General features: G+C 52.2%; 26 protein-coding genes and 3 tRNA genes. 10 read left to right on the top strand and 19 right to left on the bottom strand.

Annotation, left to right across the window (positions count from 1 at the left end; all coding sequences use genetic code 11):
- Positions 1-6 precede the first annotated feature (6 nt).
- Complete coding sequence (nqrF, locus tag QQL62_RS02265) at positions 7-1,230, top strand: NADH:ubiquinone reductase (Na(+)-transporting) subunit F (RefSeq protein ID WP_284375772.1); 1,224 nt, start codon at positions 7-9, stop codon at positions 1,228-1,230.
- A 232-nt stretch (positions 1,231-1,462) separates the two neighbouring features.
- Positions 1,463-1,648 carry a hypothetical protein gene (locus QQL62_RS02260; RefSeq protein WP_284375770.1) on the top strand — a complete coding sequence of 62 codons (186 nt, stop codon included), beginning with the start codon at positions 1,463-1,465 and terminating at the stop codon, positions 1,646-1,648.
- Positions 1,649-1,871: 223 nt separating this feature from the next.
- Here QQL62_RS02260 and QQL62_RS02255 read toward each other — a convergent pair.
- The 5 genes from QQL62_RS02255 to QQL62_RS02235 all read right to left on the bottom strand — a co-directional run bounded on the left by QQL62_RS02255 (position 1,872) and on the right by QQL62_RS02235 (position 7,049).
- Positions 1,872-1,961, bottom strand: a tRNA-Ser gene (locus QQL62_RS02255).
- A 63-nt stretch (positions 1,962-2,024) separates the two neighbouring features.
- Positions 2,025-4,373: a DUF3772 domain-containing protein gene (locus tag QQL62_RS02250; RefSeq protein ID WP_284375768.1), complete on the bottom strand. Its 2,349-nt coding sequence runs from the start codon at positions 4,371-4,373 to the stop codon at positions 2,025-2,027.
- Between the two features lie 11 nt (positions 4,374-4,384).
- Complete coding sequence (locus QQL62_RS02245) at positions 4,385-5,419, bottom strand: cysteine synthase A (protein WP_284375761.1); 1,035 nt, start codon at positions 5,417-5,419, stop codon at positions 4,385-4,387.
- 82 nt (positions 5,420-5,501) lie between these two features.
- Positions 5,502-5,966, bottom strand: coding sequence for a TrgA family protein (locus QQL62_RS02240; protein ID WP_284375759.1), 465 nt, complete (start codon positions 5,964-5,966; stop codon positions 5,502-5,504).
- Between the two features lie 90 nt (positions 5,967-6,056).
- The gene (locus QQL62_RS02235) at positions 6,057-7,049 is read right to left on the bottom strand and encodes an MDR family oxidoreductase (protein WP_284375758.1); all 993 of its coding nucleotides are present in this window, start codon (positions 7,047-7,049) and stop codon (positions 6,057-6,059) included.
- Between the two features lie 132 nt (positions 7,050-7,181).
- Between QQL62_RS02235 and QQL62_RS02230 the strand changes: the two genes are divergently transcribed.
- A tRNA-Arg gene (locus QQL62_RS02230) sits at positions 7,182-7,258 on the top strand.
- 98 nt (positions 7,259-7,356) lie between these two features.
- On the opposite strand, the gene QQL62_RS02225 is transcribed toward QQL62_RS02230, so the two are convergent.
- From QQL62_RS02225 to QQL62_RS02185, 9 genes are all read right to left on the bottom strand, one after another.
- Entirely contained in the window at positions 7,357-8,781 is a 1,425-nt protein-coding gene (locus tag QQL62_RS02225) for a sulfatase (protein WP_284375756.1), read from the bottom strand.
- On the bottom strand, positions 8,774-9,751 hold the full coding sequence (locus QQL62_RS02220; protein WP_284375754.1) for a phosphoenolpyruvate carboxykinase (ATP): 978 nt from the start codon (positions 9,749-9,751) through the stop codon (positions 8,774-8,776). The genes QQL62_RS02225 and QQL62_RS02220 overlap by 8 nt, the downstream gene beginning before the upstream one ends.
- 228 nt (positions 9,752-9,979) lie before the next feature.
- Positions 9,980-10,144 carry a lasso RiPP family leader peptide-containing protein gene (locus QQL62_RS02215; RefSeq protein ID WP_284375752.1) on the bottom strand — a complete coding sequence of 55 codons (165 nt, stop codon included), beginning with the start codon at positions 10,142-10,144 and terminating at the stop codon, positions 9,980-9,982.
- A gap of 14 nt (positions 10,145-10,158) precedes the next feature.
- Positions 10,159-10,323, bottom strand: coding sequence for a lasso RiPP family leader peptide-containing protein (locus tag QQL62_RS02210; RefSeq protein ID WP_284375750.1), 165 nt, complete (start codon positions 10,321-10,323; stop codon positions 10,159-10,161).
- A gap of 14 nt (positions 10,324-10,337) precedes the next feature.
- Entirely contained in the window at positions 10,338-10,514 is a 177-nt protein-coding gene (locus QQL62_RS02205; RefSeq protein WP_284375748.1) for a hypothetical protein, read from the bottom strand.
- Entirely contained in the window at positions 10,480-12,351 is a 1,872-nt protein-coding gene (locus QQL62_RS02200) for an asparagine synthetase B family protein (RefSeq protein WP_284375746.1), read from the bottom strand. Before QQL62_RS02200 ends, QQL62_RS02205 begins: the two co-directional genes overlap by 35 nt.
- The gene (locus QQL62_RS02195) at positions 12,348-12,773 is read right to left on the bottom strand and encodes a lasso peptide biosynthesis B2 protein (protein WP_284375744.1); all 426 of its coding nucleotides are present in this window, start codon (positions 12,771-12,773) and stop codon (positions 12,348-12,350) included. Before QQL62_RS02195 ends, QQL62_RS02200 begins: the two co-directional genes overlap by 4 nt.
- Positions 12,770-13,372 (bottom strand): 2OG-Fe(II) oxygenase family protein, encoded by a 603-nt coding sequence (locus QQL62_RS02190; protein WP_284375742.1) that lies wholly within the window; start codon positions 13,370-13,372, stop codon positions 12,770-12,772. Before QQL62_RS02190 ends, QQL62_RS02195 begins: the two co-directional genes overlap by 4 nt.
- Positions 13,369-13,659, bottom strand: a complete 291-nt coding sequence (locus QQL62_RS02185; protein ID WP_284375740.1) for a PqqD family protein — start codon at positions 13,657-13,659, stop codon at positions 13,369-13,371. The genes QQL62_RS02190 and QQL62_RS02185 overlap by 4 nt, the downstream gene beginning before the upstream one ends.
- A 136-nt stretch (positions 13,660-13,795) precedes the next feature.
- Between QQL62_RS02185 and QQL62_RS02180 the strand changes: the two genes are divergently transcribed.
- The gene (locus QQL62_RS02180; RefSeq protein ID WP_284375738.1) at positions 13,796-14,512 is read left to right on the top strand and encodes a 2OG-Fe(II) oxygenase family protein; all 717 of its coding nucleotides are present in this window, start codon (positions 13,796-13,798) and stop codon (positions 14,510-14,512) included.
- Here QQL62_RS02180 and QQL62_RS02175 read toward each other — a convergent pair.
- Both QQL62_RS02175 and QQL62_RS02170 read right to left on the bottom strand, forming a co-directional pair.
- Positions 14,486-15,136 (bottom strand): sulfotransferase domain-containing protein, encoded by a 651-nt coding sequence (locus tag QQL62_RS02175; RefSeq protein WP_284375736.1) that lies wholly within the window; start codon positions 15,134-15,136, stop codon positions 14,486-14,488. The genes QQL62_RS02180 and QQL62_RS02175 overlap by 27 nt on opposite strands.
- 100 nt (positions 15,137-15,236) lie before the next feature.
- A tRNA-Ile gene (locus QQL62_RS02170) sits at positions 15,237-15,313 on the bottom strand.
- A gap of 163 nt (positions 15,314-15,476) precedes the next feature.
- Between QQL62_RS02170 and purM the strand changes: the two genes are divergently transcribed.
- The 4 genes from purM to QQL62_RS02150 all read left to right on the top strand — a co-directional run bounded on the left by purM (position 15,477) and on the right by QQL62_RS02150 (position 17,864).
- Positions 15,477-16,520, top strand: coding sequence for a phosphoribosylformylglycinamidine cyclo-ligase (purM, locus tag QQL62_RS02165; protein WP_284375734.1), 1,044 nt, complete (start codon positions 15,477-15,479; stop codon positions 16,518-16,520).
- A 2-nt stretch (positions 16,521-16,522) separates the two neighbouring features.
- Positions 16,523-17,098, top strand: a complete 576-nt coding sequence (gene purN / locus QQL62_RS02160) for a phosphoribosylglycinamide formyltransferase (RefSeq protein ID WP_284377175.1) — start codon at positions 16,523-16,525, stop codon at positions 17,096-17,098.
- Positions 17,091-17,432, top strand: coding sequence for a TfoX/Sxy family DNA transformation protein (locus tag QQL62_RS02155; RefSeq protein WP_284375732.1), 342 nt, complete (start codon positions 17,091-17,093; stop codon positions 17,430-17,432). Before purN ends, QQL62_RS02155 begins: the two co-directional genes overlap by 8 nt.
- Before the next feature lie 198 nt (positions 17,433-17,630).
- Positions 17,631-17,864, top strand: a complete 234-nt coding sequence (locus tag QQL62_RS02150; RefSeq protein ID WP_284375730.1) for a hypothetical protein — start codon at positions 17,631-17,633, stop codon at positions 17,862-17,864.
- A 312-nt stretch (positions 17,865-18,176) separates the two neighbouring features.
- Here QQL62_RS02150 and ndk read toward each other — a convergent pair whose 3' ends face one another.
- Positions 18,177-18,599 (bottom strand): nucleoside-diphosphate kinase, encoded by a 423-nt coding sequence (gene ndk, locus QQL62_RS02145; protein WP_284375729.1) that lies wholly within the window; start codon positions 18,597-18,599, stop codon positions 18,177-18,179.
- A 148-nt stretch (positions 18,600-18,747) separates the two neighbouring features.
- Here ndk and QQL62_RS02140 point away from each other — a divergent pair, with 148 nt between their 5' ends.
- Both QQL62_RS02140 and QQL62_RS02135 read left to right on the top strand, forming a co-directional pair.
- On the top strand, positions 18,748-20,622 hold the full coding sequence (locus QQL62_RS02140; RefSeq protein ID WP_284375727.1) for an ABC-F family ATP-binding cassette domain-containing protein: 1,875 nt from the start codon (positions 18,748-18,750) through the stop codon (positions 20,620-20,622).
- A gap of 16 nt (positions 20,623-20,638) precedes the next feature.
- The gene (locus tag QQL62_RS02135; protein WP_284375725.1) at positions 20,639-21,223 is read left to right on the top strand and encodes a retropepsin-like aspartic protease family protein; all 585 of its coding nucleotides are present in this window, start codon (positions 20,639-20,641) and stop codon (positions 21,221-21,223) included.
- Here QQL62_RS02135 and QQL62_RS02130 read toward each other — a convergent pair.
- Both QQL62_RS02130 and QQL62_RS02125 read right to left on the bottom strand, forming a co-directional pair.
- Complete coding sequence (locus QQL62_RS02130) at positions 21,220-21,681, bottom strand: DNA polymerase III subunit chi (protein ID WP_284375723.1); 462 nt, start codon at positions 21,679-21,681, stop codon at positions 21,220-21,222. The two genes, QQL62_RS02135 and QQL62_RS02130, sit on opposite strands and share 4 nt — an antisense overlap.
- Positions 21,682-23,148 (bottom strand): leucyl aminopeptidase, encoded by a 1,467-nt coding sequence (locus QQL62_RS02125; protein WP_284375721.1) that lies wholly within the window; start codon positions 23,146-23,148, stop codon positions 21,682-21,684.
- Positions 23,149-23,232: the final 84 nt, after the last annotated feature.

The raw sequence follows: 23,232 nt of genomic DNA, 5'->3' as shown, positions 1-23,232 counted from the left end.
ATTATCATGGAAACCTTTAGCTTAGGTATTATCCTCTTTACTGTAATTGTTATCGCTCTGGTGATGATCATTCTAATGGCGCGGTCTCGTTTGGTATCAACGGGGGATGTGAACATCACCATCAATGGCGAAAAAACCATTTCTGTTCCCGCAGGTGGCAAGCTGTTGCAAACCTTGGCCGAGCAGAAGCTGTTTGTGCCATCCGCCTGTGGCGGCGGCGGCACCTGTGCCCAGTGTCGCGTGCGTATCCATGCAGGGGGTGGGTCAATTCTACCCACCGAGGAAGGCCATATCACGAAACGCGAAGCCGCCTGTGGCGATCGCCTGTCCTGTCAGGTAGCCGTCAAGCAGGATATGGAAGTGGAAGTGCCCGAAGAAGTCTTTGGCGTTAAAAAATGGGAATGTACGGTAAAGTCCAACGACAATGTTGCGACCTTTATTAAAAATCTGGTTTTAGAGTTGCCCGAAGGCGAGGATGTGAATTTCCGTGCTGGTGGTTACATCCAGATCGAGGCCCCAGCCCATGCCCTAAAATACACCGAATTTGATATTGGCGAGGAATACCGCGAAGATTGGGACAAGTTTAACCTCTGGCAATACGACTCGTCCGTGGCAGAGCCTATTGAGCGCGCCTATTCCATGGCCAACTACCCTGATGAAAAGGGTCTGATCATGTTGAACGTGCGCGTGGCATCACCACCGCCTGGATCAACGGGTATTCCTGCGGGTCAAATGTCCTCCTTTATCTTTAACCTAAAGCCCGGCGACAAGGTGACCATTTCTGGGCCGTTTGGCGAGTTTTTTGCACGTGAAACTGAAAAAGAGATGGTCTTTGTGGGCGGTGGTGCTGGTATGGCGCCGATGCGCAGCCACATCTTTGATCAGCTAAAGCGGTTGAAAAACAAGGATCGTAAGATCACATTCTGGTATGGTGCGCGTTCTAAGAAAGAGATGTTCTTTGTAGAAGATTTCGACAACTTGGCCGCGGAATTCCCGAATTTCACATGGCATGTAGCCCTTTCAGATGCCATGCCAGAGGACGACTGGAGCGGTTACACAGGTTTCATTCATAATGTACTACATGATGAATATCTAAAAGATCACCAAAATCCCGAAGATTGTGAGTACTATATGTGTGGTCCACCGATCATGAACCAATCTGTGATCAACATGCTGCTGGAATTGGGTGTGGATCGCGAAGACATCATGCTAGATGATTTCGGCGGCTAGGCCCCCTACCCCCAAAAAAACCGCGCGGTCATTAATGTGGCCGCGCGGTTTTTTTATGGGCTGACATCTGCTGCCAGTTACTTTGCTTTGCTAGAACAACCAGCGATTGCCAGTCTCTTCTTTTGATCTGTACCATCGCCTATCTTTCACCACTTTGGCCTAGTGTTCTAGCCTGCCCTTGCACACGGGTTGGATCTCTTGTTTTTGGCGGGGTATTCCGTAGGTGCCATGCATGATGCACGAAATTGCCCTCGAGATCATTACAACGGGCAATACGCATCCACCAAATAGGGGCCCCACGGTACAGGGGGACAAGCTGGTATCAGGGGATGCAGCAATCTGCGATGCCTGCGGTCAGTTCTACAGCTGGGTGGTGATGAGACCGGCTACCGCTGTGTTGGGGCCGGCCCGCCTGTGAGCGCTTTACATGCGTTGTTGAAGAGCGATGCAGATATGTATCATCTAATCTAGGCCGCGCTATTTCTATTGATCATATGGCCGCATGCGCAGATATGAGCAAACGCCAAAACAGAGTAATGACGCCTATCGCACCGACCCTAGCCCCGCATAGGACACCGGAATAGTGAAGTAAGGTGGCACAAGTGCACAGCCAGCGATGGGGTTTTATACACTTGGGTAAATGGCGGACAGACAGGGATTCGAACCCTGGAGACGGTCACCCGCCTACACACTTTCCAGGCGTGCGCCTTCGACCACTCGGCCACCTGTCCATTGGCATGTGCAATACACCGCAAGGATTTCACTGACAAGCCAAAAGAGCGGTCTATGGGCAATTAGTCTGTGTTTTTTCGCGTCAGTTCTGACAGGTTTTTTATCCGCACATCGCGTTGGGCAAATGGGATTTCAAAGCCCTCTTTGGCGAAGCGTGCGGCAATGGCGAAATTCATGTCAGACGTTACGGTCAGTTTGCTGTTCACATCGCGCAGAATGCCGCGCATCTCAAAGTTAAGGGAATCCGCCCCAAACCCCATGAAGAATACCGAAGGTGCCGGATGTTTTAGCACCAACGGATGATCGGCGATAAGCTCTAACAGCACCTTGCGCACCGCTTCGGGATCACAGTCATATGAAACCCCGATGGGCACACGTACGCGACCTCGGGTGCTGGTGAGTGTGCGATTGGTAACCGTGCCTGCAATCAGATCCGCGTTGGGCACGATCACCACCGCCTTATCAAAGGTTTCAATACTGGTCGAGCGCACAGCGATTTTGCGCACATATCCAGATACGGCCCCCACCTCGACCCAATCGCCCAGCTTTATCGGGCGTTCGATCAGCAAGATAATGCCAGATACGAAATTCGACACAATCGCCTGTAGCCCGAAACCAATCCCTACAGACAAGGCACCAGCTACGATCGCCAGATTAGACAAATCCAGCCCTGTAGACGTGATGGCAAACAGCGCTGATAGAAAGATACCGATATACCCCAGCCCAGTAACCAGCGAGTTCTGGGCGGCCTCGTCAATACCAGTATTGGGCAAAACCGCGGTGCGCAATGCGGCCTGAAGAAGGCGGGTGACAGTATATCCAATTGAAAAAATGATCACAAATGACAGAACATCAGAAAATGATAGGCGCGTGCCCCCGACATCGATGCCCTCTTTGATGGCAAACCAGAAATCGGAAATATCGCTAACGCGCGCGCCCCACACGATGGCCAATAGCGGCATTGCAACCCCAACCAGCACAATGCCAAGCGCAGATTTATAAAGCCCCCCTGCCCGAACATCGGTGCTGGGGCTGCTTTCGTTGCTGTCAGGCTGTGCAAGCCAGTCAATAACCCCTACGAACAGCGCATAGGTCAGGAACAGAACCGTAAACAGCGTGATACTGAGCAATGTTGACATTACCAGCAACAACCCCAAATTCACATAACCAATCAGCGCCACCAAAGGTGCCACAAGCGCCACAAGCAGGCACAGAGAATTGGCAAAACGGAAAATGCGCGCAGAGAGCGCATCGCCCGCGCTCATGGCATCGCTGTGCAAAGCTTGGCGATAAACGCGGAATTTGCGTGCGATTAGATATAGCCCATAGGCCCCAAGAACAATAATCGGGAAGGTCAGAACCGCCGAAACCTCTAGCGAGAATTTCTCGCTGTTGTTCATGGCCTGGCTAAAATAAAACAACGCAAACACCAGCCCAAGGCCAATGCAAGTACGCCGCCCACCAATGATTTTTGACTGATCAACACCCAAGACCCGCGCCCCTGGCCCGCCCTGAGCAAACAGGTTACGCGCCACCCAAAGCGCCACAATAAGCGAGAGCGCGATCTGGGGGATATAGCCCAGCAAAACATTGCCCCGCACCGCAAAAATATTAGCTAATTCAATAGCATGGGTAATGACGTAAATGCCCAACATCGGGCAAATCACCAAACCAGTTGACATTAAAAACAGAGAGAATGCATTGCGCGGCTGATCAATTCCATCTGTGCTGATTTGCATTTGACGCGAAACCCAATTGCGCGCGGGAAATACTAATGCCCCGCCTATGATCAGCAACAGCAGGATAATCGGGGCGTTTTCGGCCAGCCGTTTGGTGCGAATTGGGCTGTTAAAGGCATTCTTCACCTCGCCGCCCAATTGCGAAAAATAGGCCCCCACTGCCGAGGCCGCAGGGGGCCATAGGCTGGGCGACAAAGGGCTGGGGCCAAGGCTGGTTAGAGCCTCGGATTGGCGGGTGCGTATGATTTGGTCGATCTCGGCGATCAGGTTTTCAATCCGTTGAAAGGCTTCTTGTGTAACAATCAAGGGGGCTTGTGCTTCTGACAGGCGCCCTGTCAGATCTGCGCGCAGGGCCTTGACCTCGGCGGTTTCGGGCACGCCTGCCTCTGTTGGCTCTTCGCCCAGAATATCCAGTTGCGCACGCACACTAGCGACGCGATCGGCATAGGTCTCTTGGGCCGATAAAGAGGCCGAGCGAAAGGCTGTGAGATCAGAGCGATAGCCCTCGAGCGTCTCATTGCTGTCGCGGGCCTCTTCGACCGCTGTTTCTATTTGGGTCGCCGCAGTTCGAAAGGCATCAACATTAAAGATGCTGGTGCCCTGCGCTATGGCCGATGCTGATAAAAAACCAGTGAAAACAGCGCACAAGAGCGCCCGAGTGATCGACCGCATGTCTCTATGCCCTATTCAAATACTGTGGGGATACGCGCGGGTGCCTCGGCCAGCCAGCGCGGAACCGGCAGGTTATTTGCCGCTAAGAACTTGGGGTTAAAAATCTTGGACTGGTAGCGATTACCAAAATCACAGAGCACGGTTACGATTTTATGTCCTGGGCCCATTTCCTGTGCCATGCGGATGGCGCCTGCGATGTTTATACCGGTTGAGCCGCCCATGCACAGGCCTTCTTCTGTTAGCAGGTCAAAAATGATCGGCAGTGCCTCTTTGTCGTGGATATTATAGGCCATATCCACCGCAAGCCCCTCTAGGTTTGCGGTGATGCGCCCCTGCCCGATGCCCTCGGTGATCGAGCTGCCCTCGGATTTCAGTTCGCCATTGGCATAGAAATTATAAAGTGCTGCCCCATCTGGGTCGGCAATGCCGATTTTGATGTCTTTGTTCTTATGGCGTAGGCCCTCGGCCACACCAGCCAATGTGCCCCCAGAGCCGACCGAGCAGATGAACCCATCGACCTTGCCATCGGTTTGTGTCCAGATTTCAGGGGCTGTGGTGTGAATATGAGCATCCCGGTTCGCGGTGTTATCGAACTGGTTTGCCCAGATTGCGCCGTTGGGCTCTGTTGTGGCCAGCTTGGCCGCTAGGCGGGCGGAATATTTTACATAATTATTTGGGTCTTTGTAGGGTTTTGCCGGAACCTCTACCAGATTGGCACCAGCAAGGCGCAACATGTCTTTTTTCTCTTGGCTTTGGGTTTCTGGGATAACGATAACGGTTTTAAACCCTAAGGCATTGCCCACCAATGCAAGGCCGATGCCTGTGTTGCCCGCTGTGCCTTCTACGATTGTGCCACCGGGGCGCAGCTCGCCGGATTTTATAGCCGCCTGAATAATGCTCAACGCGGGGCGATCCTTGACGGATTGTCCAGGGTTTAGAAACTCGGCCTTACCATAGATGTCACACCCCGTTAATTCTGATGCTTTGGTCAGTCTGATAAGGGGCGTGTTCCCGATAGAGGCTGGGAGATCTGTGTAAGTGTTCATCGAAAATTCCTGTATTGTCTGGAGGTCAGACTAGTCAGCATTTCAGCGGCGCGCAACGCCGATTTCAACAATCAATCGCCCTTTATCGCCAACTATAGTTCGCCATTCCGGTAATGCGCCCAGAAATAGCGCCCCCCAGTATGATTATCACCCAGACCTCTGCACTGATGGTGCCGATGAAAAATTCAAACGAAATGCGGAACCAATCAAATAATGCGCGAAAGGGATCAAGGTACAGGCCCTGAAGCAAGGCCAGATAGATGTAATAGAGGCCAAATAATGCACAACACACCATGATCGAAAAGATCATGGCCCTTAGGCCAGATGCAATAGAGGCCATTCCGCCGAATCCTGGGCGATTTCCCAAGGTATTCCACCCCGTAAGCAGGCAAATAATCCCTCCAGAGACTGGGAAATACCCCGGCAGGGAATCCCCTGAACTTTCGGCGATATGGGCGTGCATCAGAAATGCGAAAAACCCCGTAAGCCCGATGGTAATTCCGGCAATCAGGTGCGCTGCGGTATTAAGCTGATACGAAATCTTCATAGGAGTCGCTGTATTGTGGCCCAAGGCTGGGGCGGTGAAATGGTGATTAACCCTACCCCAGCTTTCGCTGAATTGGAATATCAATAAACTCTAGGCGTTTACATCCACCACCACGCGGCCCTGTACCTGCCCGTGTAAAATGTCTTTGCCCAGCTGTTCTAGGTCTGCCAATCGGGCGGGTACGATCATTCTATCAAGGTAATCCATGGGGAAGTGGCGGGCCAGTTGATCCCAGGCCGCTGTGCGGTTGTCATAGGGGCGGTGCACACTGTCTATTCCCAAAAGGTTAACCCCGCGCAGCAGGAACGGAATGACCGTGGCGGGGAGATCCGCACCGCCAGCCAAACCAACGGCGGCCACGGATGCCCCGTATTTCATCTGCCCTAAGACGCGTGCCAGCATTGGCCCGCCGACCGCATCGATACAGCCGGCCCAAGTCTCGCTCTCTAGCGGGCGTTTTATGGTTTCGTTGATATCCTCGCGGGCAATGATCCGGCTGGCGCCGAGGGTGCGCAGGTAGTCGCCGGTTTCGGGGCGGCCGGTCACACCAGCGACCTCGTAGCCCATATTTGCCAACAGCGCGGTGGCCACAGAGCCCACCCCCCCTGCAGCCCCTGTGATCAGCACTGGGCCATTTTCTGGCTTTAGCCCCCGTTCAATCAACGCCATAGCAGAGAACATGGCCGTGATGCCCGCCGTTCCGATTGCCATGGCCTGTTTGGTGGAGATCCCGACCGGTAAAGGCACCAGCCAATCAGCATCTACGCGGGTTTTCTGGGCATAGCCGCCCCAATGCACCTCGCCATATCGCCAGCCCGTCAACACGACACGATCCCCCATTGCATAGCGCGGATCATCTGATGATTCCACAACCCCTGCCATATCAATGCCCGGTACATGGGGATAGTTGCGCACCAAACCGCCACCAGCGCCCAAGCACAGGCCATCTTTGTAATTTAGGGTTGAATATTCAACAGCTACGGTCACGTTGCCGCTGGGCAAATCATCAAGTTCGATGGTTTCGATGGCAGAGCTGGTTTTTCCGTCGTCGTCTTTTCGCACGACCAATGCGTTGAATGGCATGATGACCTCCTCTTGTTTGTGGTAGCTTGGCACGATGCAGGCGAAAATAGAAAGAACAAATTTACAGGATTTCGACAGACGTGGCATTTCCAGATTGAACCCCACCACAGCATATCCTATAGAAAGCGCAATGCACCCGTAGCTCAGCTGGATAGAGCGCTGCCCTCCGAAGGCAGAGGCCAGAGGTTCGAATCCTCTCGGGTGCGCCATAATTTGTTGGCAACGAACCCCCAAGAGCCCTATCGACACCTGAGGCTGGTGATCACAGCGATCGACGGGGCAGGATAGATGCCCTCCCCGGCTAAGATCAGTCTAGATAGCCAAGTGCGCGCAGTTGCGCGACCACCTTGGGATCTGCATCAAGATCGTAGGAAATATCCCCCCCCAGAATAGGGGCATCGGATTTTAGAACCGTGATCAAGCCTTTGCTCACATGCGAAAGGCGCAGTTTGTCAAAGCTAAGTGAGAGGTCGTGATCATGCGAATAGATATCCTTCAGGGCATCTGGATCTTGTTTAAGATCAAATAGATAGCAGGTATCACGGTCTCCATCATAGATGTATTTGTGCCCCTGATAAGTAATCGACAGGCGATAGATATAGGAATTGTGATGGCCAAACATTTCAGAATAGATGGGTTTTTCCATGATATCTGCCGCAGATGATGCAAGGGGCAGCAGGCTGTCGCCCTCCATCAAGTCGGGTTTGGGCACGTTGACCATATCTAAAATCGTGGGGGCAAGGTCGATATGGCTGACCGGGCGCTCTATGCTCTGGGCCGATCTGGATTTTGCTGGCCGAATAATTAGCGGGACGTTGGTGCCCTCTTTATGCAGCTGGTTCCACGAGTGGGCCCAAGATCCGTGTTCATATAGTTCCTCGCCATGATCACCCGACAGAATGACATTGGTGTTATCGCGATCCGCACGGGCATCAATGGCATCGAACAAAACACCCAAAGATGTATCAAGACCCTCTGCCTCTTCTTTGTACAACTGACGCCAGCGCTCTGCGCGGCTATCGCCGGGGTATCCTTTGCCGCGCTGTTTGCGAACCTTTTGCCATGCGGTGCGATCTTGCCAGATCTCTTCGCGGTCTTTGCGGGTGTTGCGCCGATCCGCTGAAAAATAGGGCCAGTGTAAATCCATGAAGTGTAGCCACAGAAAATAGGGCTGGTCGTGCTCTTGGTTCAGCCAATCAAGGCCTATTTGAACCACATCATCGGCCAACAGGGTCGGATTGATCGGCAAATAGCCTATGCCCACCTGCGCCAGCGCGCGCCTTACCTTTGCGCTGGTGGCTAGGCGGGTGTAAATTCTATCAAGACGCGGATAACGCAGCAACTTGCCCTTTAGGCCTGGGCGGAGATCGCGAAAGGTTTCAAAACCACGTTGAAAACCACCCCCCGTGCCACAAACGGGGTTGGTGGTGAAACCCGCGGTTTCATAGCCCTGCGCCTGTAGGATCTCGGCAAGTAAGGGGCGTTGATCAGACATTTTCCCCTGTGCAAATCCATACATCGACCCATAGGTCGATGACATCAAGGCTGTCATCGCGATCTTGGTCCACCCTCCACAGGTGTAGGCATTGGGGAAATTGATGCCTTGTTTTGCAAACCGATCTAAATGCGGCGTTTTGGGGCCTGTGGGATTGTTTATGCCAACATGATCCCCGCGCCAGCAATCCACTGTAACAAGGATGATGTTTTGCTTCTGATTTGGCGTGTCATGCATAGGAATACTGGCCCTGGAAATCATCGAGAATGTTTGTGGAGAGAGTGTCTAGAAAGCTAAGGTCATCTGGGGTGCTTACGGATCGAACGGGGCAGTGCTGGATAAGGGTTGTCATATCTGCGAAATCCTGAATTTGCATTGCGGTATCCATGAGCCGCTGTGCATAGCAATGAGCCATCAAATGGCGCACTGCATTTGCCTCGGATAGCGGATTTATGTGCACAGATCCTGTGTCTTTGGGGCGTCGTGATAAGGCATATACAGCCCTAAGCGGTACTGTTTTCGCCTGAAAACCGCCGAGATTGGCCTGTTCGATGGAGATATACCGTTTGTCACCAACAGACAGGACACGATGGGTTCCATTCGCAGAATACCCAAGCTGATCAATGGTTTGCTGGGTCAAGCGCGTAAAGGGATATCCTGGAGACACCTGATATTGACCGCTATTGTTTTCAAGAACGGCAATATCATCTGCGACCAATTGCGCACCCATTTTGAGAAGAGCGGCGGCGGTTGTTGATTTACCTGCCCGTTTTGGCCCCACCAAGGCAAAGGCCTGATCCTTTATCGATAAAACGCTGGCGTGTAGGCAGGGCCGTCCTCGCAAGCGGCATATCAGCCCCAATATAGGCCCGATCAAGAATGACAGAGCATCCCCCTCTGGTAAATCAGATGTTTGATGTACCCGTATGTGATCATATGTTGCAGAGATCACAAATTCTACGAAGGTATTGGTATCGCGTGAATAGCGCAGCTTTATCCGCCCATCCTGCTTTTGGATTATGGGGCCATCATTTGAGGTGGGGTTAAATTCCAAAAAATCCCGCCAAAGCGTGGTGTTTTCAAGCACATCTGGCGGTGCGAAATCAATACGGACATCAACCGCTGCCTCTAGATCACCTTTGGGAAGCAGTGCAATCGATTTGGTTGATTGGATTTCAATGCCATAAGCGGTGTATTTATACGTCATTCACATCTGTGCTTTTGAATGGGTGAGCCAATCGTGAAACCGTATGGGCGAGTTTTCAAACTCGCTGGCGGAGTAACTGTTGGGAATACCACCGCTGTTACCCCCTGCGCTTCGCGCCCGGGTTTCCATGGGCTTGCGGGTTGTGCCATCGGTGGCCATGTTAGGCGGCGATTTTCAATGCGGCCTGTGGTAGGATGATCTCTGATTTCGCCACAGGATACCTTGGAACTAACTGGCAGTATAGGAGGAAGGCACATTCCCACCGTCATCACCAGTGCGTCCAGAAATGGTTTCAGTCAGCTCGCTGGCCGGGCCATAATCTGTTAGGGTCGGCGCGTGGTAGGCAGGCGTATTCGCTACGGCCTGTGGCTCGGTGTTCTCTATTTTTGGCATGGGATATCCTTTAACTAACTAGCGGTATATGACGAAGGTGTATTACCACCGTCATCACCAGTGCGTCCAGAAATGGTTTCAGTCAGCTCGCTGGCCGGGCCATAGTCTGTTAGGGTCGGCGCGTGGTAGGCAGGCGTATTCGCTACGGCCTGTGGCTCGGTGTTCTCTATTTTTGGCATGGGATATCCTTTAACTAACTAGCGGTATATGACGAAGGTGTATCACCACCGTCAAACCCACGTCTTCCAGAAATGGTTTCGGTCAGCTCGCTGGCCGGGCCATAGTCTGTTAGGGTCGGCGCGCGATAATCACCAATGTTTGTTTCACAGGGCGTATTATTGGCGTCGTTGGAATTCTGAAAGCTTGGCATTAGTTACGTTCCTATTTGATAAATTCAAGCGCAACCAATACGCTAATGATGATAACCTGACGATACTCTTCGCATGAACTGCTGTCAAATGCTCTGGTTCGGAAACCATAGCGGATATTTTGCCAATATCCACATAATCCGACAGTATGGGATCAACGGCCAACTCGGCGTACATTTTTGGCAGACCTTCACGTTTGGCATTGGCCACCATGACACTGCCAGGCATCGGGGTTTTCGCACGATTCAAGACCGACTGTGGCAAGCGCCCCTGCATTATCTTGCGCAGCAGGTATTTCTTTTCAAACCAAGGGTACTGCGGGACACTTTGGGCCCATTCCAGCAGGCGCACATCAAAGAATGGAAACCTGACCTTTAGGGGGTGCAAAGACACGGCGGGGCTGTGCCATTCAAAAATGCGCCGCCATAGCGCGTGCTTGGTCATGCCGATGCGCTGATCCGGATAGATTTCGGCCTCTTGGAACAGCTCGCGGTGCCGGTTGTTCAGGCCTGTTCTGCTTACGAAGGATGCACCAATCCAGCTTGGGATTGGCTGCTGCCGATAACCCTTTATGGATTTGCTGTATTTGTTTAGGCGGTCAGGCAACAGTGCCCGCGGCAGACGGCCTTGTATGCGCAGCTGTAACCCGATGTCGGCGATATAGTGTCTAATTTGGCCAGATGTGCGCAGAGCGGCCCAATAACTAGCGTCTGCTGCCAAAAGCGGATCGCCCCCGAACCCCGCAAAGAGGGTGCGCCCACGCGCAGAGCAGTCGGTGAATATGTGATAACGCGCGCTGTTTACCTGCATGACGCTGGGCTCTGGTGTGAAATCGGCTGGATTGAACAGCTGGTTTAGCCCAATTTCGCGATCCCCGCGATGCACCTGCAATGGCAGGCCCAGCTTCTGGGCGGTTTCTTCTGCGAAGCCTTGCTCAAGGTTATGATCGTCTAGATGGCTTGCGTGGTTATAGGCTTGGATATCCTTGGTCTTCCCTTGGGCCTTCAGCTCTGACAGCACGGCCGAAATCGATGTGGAATCCATGCCGCCGCTCATATGCGTGCCAGCGCTATCGGCACGCAGGCGATCAGAAACTGCGGCGGTGAACAGATGATTGAACATCTCCGCCTGCTCGGCCTCGGATCGGCGAATATAATTGGGAGTTGGGGCAGACCAATAGCGATCAACCTTGACGCTATTATCGGTCACGATAATTCGATGCCCAGCTGGCAATTTTTTAATATCAGCCAAAGTCGTAGAACACGGATTGTGGTTCATCCGATACAAAAGATAGTCGCCGATAGTATGTTCATCTAAGCGATCAGAGACTTCGGGGTGCAATCGCAAACAGGCCAGATTATTGCTAATCCCAAACCCACCCTGCCGCTCAGTATAGTAGAGCGGTGAAACCCCGAAATGATCGGTGGCGGCAAGCATGATTTTACGGCGTTGATCCCACAAAACAAAGGCGAAATCGCCGATCAAATGGTTCAGACAATCCGTCCCCCAGCACCCGTAGGCCATCAGAATCAAATGGTCATCTGTGGCGTCACTCTCTATTTGGATCCCCTCTTGCGCTAATTTTGTTCTGAGTGTGGCCTGATCATCGATGCGGGCATCGGCGGAAATCCAGACCTGTTGATCACGTGTCGCGGGCTGTTGTTCACGAAACGAGCAGCGCGTACTGCCCAATAAGGTATGTCCAAGGGCTACATTTCCCTGCATCCAATAGGCCTGAGCATCGGGGCCTTGGCGCCGAAGCGTGGACATCATGGCCGCCAAAACGGTCTGATCTATATCTTTGTTTTCAAATTGGAAAAGGCCAACTATTCCGCTCATCCTAGCTCTTTCGGGTTGTTAAATTGCGCCATTGCGCGATATCGGCTGTGCACATTGGGGCCAGCATTTAATATACGATCACCATATTGCACCCAAGCATGGGCGCGCATTATCTTTCTACTTTGCACACCGATGTGCAGGGTAGATGAAATCCCTCGGCGTTTTAACTGCCACCACAAGACCAGAGAACGCGCCAGGCACTTTCCCTTGAACGGGGATCGTTTCATGGCATTTGCCAACCCAGCGAGGCTGTTTTTCAGCTCTTGGTCATCATCATGGGATATGCGTTTTTTGATCAGGCACCGCTCTAGGATTTTCCACGTGCGTTTTATTCCGATGATCCTTAGGCTGAATTCCACAAGGACAACCAAAAGAATGTTTTGTATTATGACAACCGCCATTTTGATACGTGCAAGTGTCATTTGCGCGGCTTTAGGAATCGCGAGACAATGGCATAGCGGCTTCCAGACAAGACGGGGGTAACCTCGTGTAGCAGGTCCGCGCGGTAGGCAACCAAAAGCCCCTGTGCACCTGTAAGTGAAACGCCCCAATCTTTCAGAGCCGGGTTATCAAGCAATCCGTAAATTTTCAACGACCCGCCACAATAGCTGTTGTTCTGCGTATTCTCTTGGGATGTTTCGTCATTTAAATAGATCGAAATATTGATCCTGCGGCCCAATTGATCATCTGTATGCGCCCCGAAAAAATGACCTGTGTCATAGGCCAGATACTTTGGGGCTTCGAAAATCGCATCGAATTGTTCGTTGAAATGGTGCTCTAGATCCGTGCGCAGACCCATGATTTTTTTGCGAATTTCTTTATCTGCCTGTGAAGACACTGTACCAAAGAGCGATTGACGCAATGCATCATCCTTGGTGCTGGATTTGGTATCGGCATCATAGACCTTGGCCTCGGCAAAAGAGGATTTTTGAATTTCTTGGCATAGGTTTTGGCATTGGGTCGGTGTTAGGAAATCCGTATCAATATAGACGCCAAGCTTGCGAAGTAGGTCTATGCTCAAGAGGTCTGCTCACCGTCAAAAGAGATCAACCCAGCCTTGGATAGCTCTAGCAAGAAGCCCCCAAGATCCTTGCGGATAACCTCTTCTTCGACCTGATAGGCATCAACCGCATGATGAAGAACCTGATCAACATCCTTGAATTCGTTCAACCAATGCCAGAAATTTTTGCTGACATCATCAAGGCCATAATATCGTTCGTTATTCAGGTTCAAAATAACTGCCTCGTTTTCAAGGTCGACCATCAAGGCCTTCTCTGAGATCGAGATTCGACCGGAAATCTGTGTCATATTCTGAGACCCTAATAGTTGTATTCACAGGATTATCGCTTAGTTACAGGCCTGTCAATTCACCCATGCATTCCAGACCTTGCATAGCGCTATGTTCGATGTAGATTGACCCGAACCAATAACACTGGAGACCGTTATGGAACTCACTATTGCCACGAATGAATTGCGCAAATTCATGAATGCCACCCATCTTGGGCCCGCAGTCCATCACGCCTATGTTTCACAGTTTCAATCCAATGCCTTGGGCGTGATTCAGATCCACGATTTTTTAGACCCAACTGTGGTGAATTCCTTGGCACATTTTTTAACCGAACAAGCAATCTTTGATCCGATTTATGGGCTATATTCAAAAAAATCACACCGTACAGATATGCAGGAATGGTCAAACGCACCAGAGAATGATCGGTTTTTCTATTATGAAATGCTAAATGGCACCAAGCCGGATTGCGGATTAAGCCCCAGTTTCTTGACCTATTTAAGGTTCAAAAAGTTCTTATTCGGCGAAGATTTTCGTGCATATGTTGGTCAGGTGACGTCTAGCGCCCTTGACGCAACCACAGCACCCCTGGCACATCGATTAGACAGCCGCCATTATCTAAAACCGCATGATGACCGTAGATCAGGGCGAAAGATCGCCTATATCCTGTATCTTTCACCGGGGTGGCATAGGGATCATGGGGGCGCTCTATGTATCAATGCACAGGGTCAGGAGGTGCAGCGCCTTATGCCCGCGTTTAACAGCTTGGTGCTGTTTGATGTAACGGCCCATGACAAGCATCATATCGAACCTGTCGCCAATTTGCCCGAGGGCTTGGCGCGCTATACCCTAGGTGGGTGGTTTTATTGCGAATAGACCCAACGGGCCGCGCACAGGCTTTTGTATTTTGGTGCGATACAACCTAGGGTCTACTACCGCCGCCATGCGATCGCGCTGGGGCAATGCCTCGGGGCCCAGAAAAGAGACGATTTTGGCCACCTGACGTTCTGGATCAGTCAGAAGATCTTTGTGATTCACAAACAATTCCTGCATATGGGGCGCGCGCGTTAGCCAAGCACGCACCTTTGCATCATGTGCTTGAAATTTCGCTGATATATCAGCGTCTTGCGCGCCAATATTTTGCCCTGTGTCCGTCAACATTTTCTGCTGAGACTGAATAACCTCGCCGATATCGCGTTGCATATAGAGAACCTTGTAGTCATATTTTTTGGGAAGCCTTGGCAGCAATGTAGAAATTACCTTCACAACCCTGCCCGCGGCTATTTCTGCGCGGATCACGGTGGTGTCCTTCACCAGCTTTTTGATCGGTTCCCATTCAAAATAACCCTTTGGGTTGCTTTGGTCCGCGCGTCGCACACCATCGCTTAACACCTGAACCCCACCAGCATCTAGCATCTGCATCATTAGAGACGTCCCGCTTCTTGGTAGTCCAGATACGATAATTATGGGGGGCTGAATGGGCTTGGTGGTATTTTTCATAGGCAATCCATAGGCGAGTACGTTGACAAACTCAAATTTTATCTGGGCAACCGAGGGGCGCAGGGGATGTGGCCATGGGGCGGTATCTGGGATTTTAGACTGGTAGGCCCGGCAGGACTCGAACCTGCGACCAAAGCGTTATGAGCGCTCTGCTCTAACCAACTGAGCTACAGGCCCACACAGTCTGGGAGTGGATTACTTGGGCCACGAGGTGTGGTCAAGGCCTGCATGCGTTTTTGGGGGGCGTTTTTTTCATATCTGGTGCGCTTTCGCCTGTGGCTGATCTTTCCTTTGGGGCGCGCGTGTTATAGAGGGGGGCAACCGAATCTGGAGCCCTATCATGACCACATCCAAAACACCCCTTACCTATGCCCAAGCTGGCGTTGATATCGACGCAGGAAACGCATTGATCGATCGTATCAAACCCGCCGCCAAATCTACCAAACGCGCGGGCGTTATGGATGGGCTGGGTGGATTTGGTGCCATGTTTGATTTGAAGGCGGCTGGGTTTAACGATCCTGTTTTGGTATCGGCCACTGATGGTGTTGGCACCAAGTTGCGCATTGCGATTGACACAGGGCATTTGGACACCGTGGGCGTTGATTTGGTGGCCATGTGCGTGAATGATCTGATCTGCCAAGGCGCGATCCCTTTGTTCTTCCTTGATTATTTTGCCACCGGAAAACTGGACATTGACCGCGCCACTGCAGTGATTGATGGCATTGCCGAGGGTTGCCGCCAGGCCAACAGCGCCTTGGTGGGTGGTGAAACCGCCGAGATGCCGGGCATGTATGAAGGCGATGATTTTGATTTGGCTGGCTTTGCCGTGGGTGCGATGGAGCGTGGTGCCACCTTGCCGCGCGATGTGGCCGAGGGAGATGTGTTAATTGGACTGCCGTCAAGCGGCGTGCATTCAAATGGCTATTCCTTGGTCCGCAAAATCGTCGAGCATAGCGGGCTAAACTGGAACGATGATTGCCCGTTTGGCGAGGGCCTATTGGCCCAGCACCTGTTAGAGCCCACCAAAATCTATGTGCGCCCTGCCGTTGCCGCCCTAGAAACCGGAAAATTGAAAGCCTTGGCCCATATCACCGGTGGCGGATTAACCGAGAACCTGCCCCGCGCCCTGCCCGATGGATTGGGTGCCGAGATCGACCTAAACGCATGGGTGCGTTTGCCTATTTTTGACTGGTTGATTTCTCAGGCCAATTTGGCCCAAGACGAGGCTCTAAAGACATTCAACTGTGGCATTGGCATGATCGCCATCTGTGCCGCGGATGATGTGGCCGCAATCACCACAGCCCTTGCTGGCGAGGGTGTAGAGCCGGTGATCATCGGTGCCGTAACTGCCGCCAAAGGTGTGGCATACAAGGGCACATTATAATGATGCCCCGCGTTGCCATTCTGATTTCTGGGGGTGGCTCTAATATGGTGACGCTGGTCAAGGCCATGCACATGGGGGCCATTGCGGCAACACCTGTGCTGGTTTTATCGAACAACCCAGAAGCCGGTGGGCTGGCCAAGGCACGGGATCTGGGTGTTGAAACCGCCGTTGTTGATCACCGCCCCTTCAAGGGTGATCGCGCCGCATTTGACGCGGCCATGCTAGCGGTTTTGCAGAAGGCCCAGCCTGATATCATCTGCTGTGCGGGGTTCATGCGCATCCTTACGGCTGAATTTATCGACCATTGGGCTGGTAAGATGCTGAACATTCACCCCTCTCTCTTGCCTAAATATAAGGGGCTGAACACCCACCAACGCGCCATCGATGCTGGCGACAAGGTTGCGGGTGTTTCTGTTCATGTGGTGACCAGCGAATTAGATGGAGGGCCGGTGTTGGGCCAAGCCGAGGTGGAAGTTCGCGAAAGTGACACCGCCGAAGATCTGGGTGCGCGGGTTTTGGTACAAGAACACATCCTTTACCCACAGGTGCTGGCCAATTTTGTCAAACGCGATGACTGACAAACCATCGGCAATTCGCAACCTTGGGCCGGCTTCGGATACATTCTATGGCCGCGCAGGCATAGATACAGCCGATAAATTGCGCGAAATTGGCCCGGATCAAGCCTATCTGCTGGCGCTGAATGCCGGGGGGAAGGCGCATTTCATCGGTTATTACGCCATGGTCATGGGGCTACAGGGGCGGCCATGGAATGATTGTCGTGGCGCTGAAAAGGCCGCGCTAAAAAAACGCTTCGAAGCAATAAAAGCCCAGATTAGGCCCCAAAATCAGGATCCATTTGAAGAAGAGCTGAATCGCCTAGGGGTGATTTCCAGATCGGCAGATAAACCATAGATTGGGTGCGTTCGGCCTTGGCCGATGCCAATTTTAGCCTAAAAACCTGCCTCACCCCGCGCGCTGGGACGTTGCACAAAAGACTCAGGCAAAATGATAAATTCCCATACCAAGGTTAATAACGCTCGAATGCCGCAGATGATTTGCTAAGGTGTTCTCAATGAGGCCCAAAAAACGAGGCCCAACAGGAGAGCAGATATGGCAGTGGTCGATTTTCGCCCACGCGCTGGCAACAAGCCCAAATTCGACGGGCTAGGGGCATTTGTCCCCGCGAATTTTGTGCCACGCGTCAGGTTTAATACAGACAGTATCAATCGCGGTTTTCGCGTGTTGGCGCATATGAGCCTGTGCTCGGCTCTGACGCTGTGTACCTATCAGGTTCTATTGGGTGTAGAACGCATTCAAGGCTATTTGGCCCCCTATACTGGCTAGAAGCCCAGGCGATAGTTTACAGAACACCACCGTCCCCTACATCTGCACCTACCCCGTGGGGAAGGTGGCCACGCTGCCCCGTGAGGTCAGAGCCATCATGCGATCATGGAAATACCACCTGTTTAATCATCAAAACCAGCAGATATGAAAAAAGGGCCGCGATTGCGACCCTTTCGATATTTTAGCACCCTGTTCGGTGTTGATAGGCTTAGCCAACCATGCCTCTCGACCAAATTCCATTTGGTCTGCCGGCGAACTGGTTATCCAACCATACCTTTCGACCAAATTCCATTTGGTCTGCCGGCGAACTGGTTATCCAACCAGTTCTAGGCCAGAGAAGAAGAACGCGATTTCTTCGGCTGCTGTTTCAGGAGCGTCTGAACCGTGCACAGAGTTTTCGCCAATTGATAGGGCGAATTCTTTGCGGATTGTGCCCGCATCAGCGTCGGCTGGGTTCGTTGCGCCCATTACTTCGCGGTTTTTAGCAATCGCGTTTTCGCCTTCTAGAACCTGAACAACAATTGGCTCTGAAATCATGAATTCACACAATTCGCCAAAGAATGGGCGCTCGGCGTGTACGCCGTAGAATTGTTGCGCTTGGGCCAATGTCAATTGAATGCGCTTGGATGCAACAATGCGCAGGCCAGCTTCTTCGAATTTTGCGGCGATTTTACCAGTTAGGTTGCGTTTTGTGGCATCTGGTTTGATGATTGAAAATGTCCGTTCTAGGGCCATGATTGGTTTCCTTTGATTAAGTGTTAAATTTCGACCCCGCGGGGTTTGGGCCCGCAGTAACACAAGGATTTCGCTTTGAAAAGAACCCAATTCAGAAACCCTGCACGCAGTCATTGACACCCCTGCCCCAGTGGTTCATGCACGCCTCATGTTAAAAATCGAAGATATCAGTTTCTCCATTGCAGGACGGCAATTGCTGTCAGGTGCCAGTGCCACCATTCCTCAGGGCCATAAGGTCGGTATCGTCGGGCGTAACGGCACCGGCAAAACCACCTTGTTCAAGCTTATCACGGGTGCCTATGGGCTAGATGATGGATCTATTTCCATCCCCAAGAAGGCCCGCATTGGCGGCATTGCCCAAGAAGCACCTGCATCGGATGATAGCCTGCTGGAAACGGTTCTGGCCGCGGATACCGAGCGTGCGGAATTGATGGCAGAATCTGAGACCTGTACCGATCCAGACCGCATTTCCGAAATCCACACCCGTTTGATGGATATTGATGCCTATAGTGCAGAGGCCCGCGCCGCCAGCATTTTGGCTGGTCTTGGATTTAACACCGCGGCCCAAGCGCGCCCCTGCCATGAATTTTCTGGTGGCTGGCGCATGCGTGTTGCCCTCGCCGGTGTGCTGTTTGCCCAACCGGATATTTTGATGCTGGATGAGCCGACCAACTACTTGGATCTAGAGGGCACTGTGTGGTTGGAAAACTATCTGCGCAAATATCCGCACACGGTTTTGATTATTTCGCACGACCGTCAGCTGTTGAATACATCGGTAAATTCGATCCTGCACCTGATGGACAAGGAGCTGACCTTTTATCAGGGCAACTATGATACCTTCGATCAAATTCGCCGTGAAAAGCTGGCACAGCGCGCCGCCGCATCACGTAAACAAGAGGCTACGCGCGAACACCTGCAAAGCTTCGTTGATCGGTTTCGTGCCAAGGCCAGCAAGGCCAAACAGGCACAATCCCGTATTAAAATGCTAGAAAAGATGGAGCCGATTGCCGCCGGTGTTGAAAATGCTGTGGCGGCGTTCAACTTTCCAAACCCAGAAGAGCTAAGCCCGCCGATTTTGCGCCTAGAGGGTGCTGATGTGGGCTATGATGGCAAACCTATCTTGCGGGATTTGAACCTGCGTATTGATCAGACCGATCGCATTGCGCTGTTAGGGGCGAATGGTCAGGGTAAATCAACTCTTTCAAAACTATTGGCCGATAGTCTGCCCCCAATGCAGGGGGATGTCGTTCGCTCCAGCAAGTTGAAAATCGGCTATTTCGCACAGCATCAGGTGGACGAGCTGTACTTAGATGAAACGCCGCTACAACATTTACAACGAGAACTGCCCAAAGAAACGCCCGGGCAATTGCGCTCGCGTATGGCCCAAGGCGGTATCGGCCCAGAACAGGCCCTGACGGAAGTTGGGCGTCTGTCTGGGGGGCAAAAGGCCCGTTTATCATTGCTGTTAGCAACCCTAGAGGCCCCACATCTGCTGATTTTGGACGAGCCGACAAACCACCTTGATATCGAAAGCCGCGAGGCACTGGTTTTTGCATTGGCGGCCTATAGCGGTGCAGTGATTCTTGTTAGCCACGACCCGCATTTGGTAAATGCCATCGCCGATACCCTGTGGTTGGTCAAAGACGGGGCGGTTAATGTGTACCACGAAGACCTAGAGGCCTATAAAACCCTGTTATTGGCCGAACGCGGTGCGGCGGATCGACAAGCTAAGCCGGGTAAGAAGGTCAAGAAGAAGCGTCTGTCGAACTCTGAGCGCAAGAAAGTGCTGGCCCCTTATTTGGCCGAGGTTGAGAAAAGCGAAGAGCGTCTTAATAAAATATTGATAATTCAAGGCAAGATTGACGAAGCCCTTGCAGATCCAGAGATTTATGCGCATGCTGACAGTTCTCGTGTTGAAGAGCTAAGCGCAAAGAGCGCCGAGGCGAAGCAAGCAGTGGCCAAGGCCGAGGCCTTGTGGATGGAAGCAGAAGAAGCCTTGGATAAAAAGAGGCGCGAAACATAGGGGTGTATAAATTTAGATGACCGGAACGGATGTCGCATATTTCACCTATCTGTTGTTGTTTCTGGCCTTTATCGGTGTCAGCTATTTAGCATCTACTAGAAGCCGCCTAGGGCAATCAGTGCAACAAATGGCCATATGGTGCCTGATATTTTTTGGGTTTATCGCCGTGTATGGCATGCGCGAAGCGCTGAACGAACAATTGTTCCCCGAGAAAACAATCGTGGAAAAAATGGATGGCTCTTATGTGTTTCAACGCGAAGAGGATGGGCATTTCTATGCGACCCTCTTGGTGAACAATGTGCCTGTGAAATTTGCTGTAGATACCGGCGCAACCACCGTGGTTCTGAACCGTGATGATGCGCGCCGCGTGGGTATTGATCCTGATACGTTGAATTACTCTCAAACAGCCTATACCGCCAACGGGCGGATTGGCTCGGCGCCCGTGGTCTTGCATGATGTGCGTATTGGGCAAACCGCGCATAGCCATCTACGTGCCAGCGTTAATCAGGGTGATTTGCACACATCTCTGATGGGCATGGAATATATCAACCGCTTTTCAGAATTTCGAATTGTCAAAGATCTGTTGTATCTCACACCTTAGGTCGAGCTGGCCTTTTTCTGCCATGGGCCGTCTTCTTGCGACCAGTATTGGGCGGGCACCCCTGCCGCGGTAACTGCGCGCCATTGGTTACGCGCCTGCGACAGCGCGGTATGATCATTGCCATCGAACAACAGGCACACCCGTTGATAGTCCGCCGCTTCGCTGGGTGAAAATTCAGCATCATCCACCAACAGCAATATATCCGCCTGAATTTTGGTGTTTTTTGTAGTTTCTAACAGGATAGGCTGATCTTGATCAAAATCCCCACCAGCCAGCCCATGGGGCAAAAAGCTGGTGTCACCAAAGCGCCAGATATGGTCCGAGAACCATTTCAGGCGCGCTTGCTCACGCGCCCGAAGGCTAACCCGCCATCCCCGAGATAGGGACTTTTCAGCCAAGTCAGGCACCAAGGCCTGAAGCGGCGAGCGGGTTAAGTGATAGAAGAAAACCTCAGACAATTAAGCCTCGTAATTATCTGCAATTAAACGATTAAGCGCCTTTACGCCCCAACCTGTTGCACCCTTGGGGGCGAAATCTGTTTCAGATTTCACCGAAGCAACGCCTGCGATATCTAGATGGATCCACGGCATATCATCGGCCACAAAGCGTTGCAGGAATTGTGCAGCAGTGATAGAGCCCGCCGCCCGGCCCCCGATGTTTTGAATATCGGCAATCCGGGATTCAATCAGCTTGTCATATCCAGCGCCCATGGGCATGCGCCAAGCGCCCTCGGCCTCGGCATTGGCAGATTTTAAGAAGCTGGCGCTGAGCTTGTCATCATTAGAGAAAACACCCGCGTTCTCGTGGCCAAGCCCGATAATAATGGCCCCCGTTAGGGTCGCCAGATTGATGATTGCACTCGGCTTGTAGGTTTCTTGGGCATAGTGCAGGACATCTGCTAGGACAAGACGACCTTCGGCATCGGTATTGATCACCTCGATTGTCGTGCCCTTCATGGATGTGACCACATCACCTGGGCGGGTTGCGCGGGCATCTGGCATATTTTCGACCAAGCCCACCAGCCCCACGACATTTGCCTTGGCCTTGCGCAGGGCCAGTGTCTTCATCACCCCAGAAACCACACCGGCGCCCCCCATATCCATGGTCATATCTTCCATACCGGCGGCTGGTTTCAATGAAATTCCACCAGTATCGAAGACCACGCCCTTGCCCACCAGCGCAAAGGGTTGCTCGTCGCCACCGCCATTCCATTCCATGATCACCGTTTTGGACGGGCTATCAGAGCCATGGCCCACGGACAGCAAGGCCCCCATCCCCAGCTTCTGCATATCGGCCTCTTCGAGGACCGTGACCTTTACGCCCAGTTTTTCCAGATCGATCAATCGGTTGGCAAATTCTGTGGTGGTCAGCACATTTGCCGGCTCGTTGATCAAGTCACGCGTGAAAAACACCCCCTGAGCCACCGCATCCATATCGCCATAATCAACCGCAAGTGCTTCGAATTTGGTGCTGTGCACGCTGACCGCGCCGTATTCAACAGCCTCTTTGGTTTTGTGATCATTAAATCCGTAGCGGCGCAGCGCCACTCCAAAGGCGATATCCGCGGCTTTGTGATTTGGGCCTACTAGCAGATGAATAGCTGTTTTACCGGCGGATTTTCCTACATTTGCACCGGCCTTGCGGCTGAGCTCGGTATCGGCCTTTTTGGACAGTTTGGTCAAAATCACCTGCTCTGCAGCCATACCAGCCGGCATCACAAAGGTTTGGGTCGCGCCAGCGGGCATATCCGCAAAGCTCTGCCCCTCAACAAAACGATTGATCGCACCCTTGGTCAGGCGGTTTACGCGGCGCGCCATCATATCCAGGCTCTCGTCAGAGCCGACAACAACCACAACACTGCCTTCAAGTGTGGCGATGTCATCCAAGACTGGATCGATAAAATTTGGGGTAATGGGGCTGCTCATGGGGCTCTGTCCTTATTTTAAAATCAACTTTGTGCTAACCTAACGCCATTGTATCAGGGTGACCACATTGGACTGTTGTTTTTT

Origin of the sequence: Amylibacter marinus, assembly GCF_030160015.1 — a bacterium.
GTDB classification, from domain to species: domain Bacteria; phylum Pseudomonadota; class Alphaproteobacteria; order Rhodobacterales; family Rhodobacteraceae; genus Amylibacter; species Amylibacter marinus.
Note: the sequence above shows the minus strand (reverse complement) of the source record. Positions and strands in the feature narration are given on the sequence as shown.